General features: G+C 64.6%; 3 protein-coding genes. All 3 read left to right on the forward strand.

The window, feature by feature from the left end:
• Nucleotides 1–80 precede the first annotated feature (80 nt).
• Nucleotides 81–851 carry an NADH-quinone oxidoreductase subunit J gene (locus MSZK_RS01040; protein WP_099243949.1) on the forward strand — a complete coding sequence of 257 codons (771 nt, stop codon included), beginning with the start codon at nucleotides 81–83 and terminating at the stop codon, nucleotides 849–851.
• Entirely contained in the window at nucleotides 848–1,147 is a 300-nt protein-coding gene (gene nuoK / locus MSZK_RS01045; RefSeq protein WP_099243945.1) for an NADH-quinone oxidoreductase subunit NuoK, read from the forward strand. Before MSZK_RS01040 ends, nuoK begins: the two co-directional genes overlap by 4 nt.
• A 1-nt stretch (nucleotide 1,148) precedes the next feature.
• Nucleotides 1,149–2,498: NADH-quinone oxidoreductase subunit L (gene nuoL, locus MSZK_RS01050; protein ID WP_099243947.1), on the forward strand; the 1,350-nt coding region annotated here is incomplete at its 3' end.

Genomic DNA, 2,498 nt, shown 5'->3' on the forward strand with positions numbered 1-2,498 from the left:
CCCCACCCCTTGGCACCCGGCACCACCGACGACGACTACTACCTCGGCAACGTGAAGGGGCCTACATCGTGACTTCGCTGATGTTCTGGATTCTCGGGCCGCTCACCGTGATGGCCGCCGTTGGCGTGGTCGCTGCGCGAAAGGCGGTGTACTCCGCGATGTTTCTGGGGGCCGCGATGATCAACCTCGCGATGTTGTACGTCGCGCAGGATGCGTTGTTCCTGGGCGTGGTGCAGGTGGTGGTCTACACCGGTGCGGTGATGATGCTGTTCCTGTTCGTGTTGATGCTGATCGGTGTCGATTCCTCGGAGTCGCTGGTGGAAACCATTCGCGGGCAACGGGTTGCGGCCTCGGTGGCCGGCCTGGGTTTCGGGATCCTGCTGATCGCCGGGATCGGCAGTGTGTCCACGACCGGGTTCACCGGGCTGGCCGAAGCCAATGCCACATCGACGGGTCGCTCGGCGAGCCTCGCTCCCGAAGGCAATGTGCAGGGGTTGGCGACGCTGATCTTCACCCGCGACCTGTGGGCGTTCGAGTTGACCAGTGCCCTGTTGATCACCGCCGCACTCGGTGCGATGGTACTGGCCCACCGGGAACGCTTCGAACGGCGAAAGACCCAGCGCGAACTAGTGATCGAACGCTTCCAGACCGGCGCACGAGCCACCCCGCTCCCCAACCCAGGCGTCTACGCCCGCCACAACGCCGTCAACACCGCAGCCCGGCTACCCGACGGCAGTGAGTGCGAGCTGTCGGTCAGCCGCACACTGAGTCGCAACGGCACCGTGCTGGCATTGCTGGTGACCGGCGACCGCGATGGGCGGGAGATCATGAACAGGGAAGTGAGCCAATGAGTCCGGACAGTTATCTGTATTTGTCGGCGTTGTTGTTCACGATTGGTGCTGCGGGGGTGTTGGTGCGGCGCAACGCGATCGTGATGTTCATGTGTGTGGAGTTGATGCTCAACGCCTGCAATCTCGCGTTCGTCACGTTCTCACGGATGCACGGCCACCTCGACGGACAGGTGGTGGCGTTCTTCACGATGGTGGTGGCCGCCTGCGAAGTGGTGGTCGGGCTGGCCATCATCATGACGATCTTCCGCACCCGACGCAGCGCCAACGTCGACGACGCCCACCTGCTACGGCACTGACATGACGACACTGGTGTGGTTGACCATCGCCCTGCCGTTGGCCGGGGCGATCATCCTGCTGCTGGGCGGACGCCGGACGAACGCGTGGGGCCATCTGCTGGGCTGCGCGACTGTGATCGGCTCCTTCGCCTGCGCCGCGGTGTTGTTCACCCACCTCCTCGGGTTGTCGGGCGAGGACCGGGTGGTGCACGAGGTGCTGTTCTCCTGGGTCCCCGTCGGCGTCCTGCACGTCGACTTCGGCCTGCAGCTCGATGCGCTGTCGATCTGTTTCGTGCTGCTCATCACCGGCGTCGGCGCCCTGATCCACGTGTATTCGATCGGCTACATGAAAGAGGACGCCGGTCGTCGTAGATTTTTCGCCTACTTGAACCTGTTCGTCGCCGCCATGCTGCTGCTGGTGCTCGCTGACAACTACCTCGGCCTCTACCTGGGTTGGGAAGGCGTGGGTCTGGCCTCCTACCTACTCATCGGGTTCTGGTCCCACAAACCCTCAGCCGCGACCGCGGCCAAGAAAGCGTTCATCGTCAACCGGGTCGGCGACATGGGATTGGCCATCGCCCTGATGGTGCTGTTCGCCACGCTGGGCTCGGTCACCTACAGCACCGTGTTCGCCGCGGTGCCGCAGATGACATCGGGTGTCCTGACCGCGATCGGGTTGCTGCTGCTGCTCGGCGCGTGCGGCAAAAGCGCCCAAGTCCCGTTGCAGTCCTGGCTCGGCGACGCCATGGAAGGCCCCACCCCCGTCAGTGCGTTGATTCACGCCGCGACCATGGTCACCGCCGGTGTGTATTTGATCGTGCGGTCGGGTCCGATCTTCAACCACAGCCCCGCCGCACAGACCGCGGTCGTCACCGTCGGCGCGGTGACCCTGCTGTTCGGGGCGATCATCGGCTGCGCCAAAGACGACATCAAAAAAGCCCTCGCCGCCTCCACCATGTCCCAGATCGGCTACATGATCCTCGCCGCCGGACTCGGCCCCGCCGGCTACGCCGTGGCCATCCTGCACCTACTCACCCACGGCTTCTTCAAAGCCGGCCTGTTCCTGGGCGCCGGCTCGGTCATGCACGCCATGAACGACACCACCGACATGCGCCGCTACGGCGGCCTGCGCACCCTGCTACCCGTCACGTTCGTCACCTTCGGACTGGGCTACCTCGCCATCATCGGGGTGCCCCCGTTCGCCGGCTACTTCTCCAAAGACGCCATCATCGAAACCGCCCTCAACACCGGCGGACCAAAAGGATTCCTCCTCGGCGGCGCCGCCCTACTCGGCGCCGGGATCACCGCCTTCTACATGACCCGCGTCATGCTGCTGACCTTCTTCGGCCACCAACGCTGGACACCCGACACC

This window comes from Mycobacterium sp. shizuoka-1, from assembly GCF_002723835.1.
GTDB lineage: Bacteria > Actinomycetota > Actinomycetes > Mycobacteriales > Mycobacteriaceae > Mycobacterium.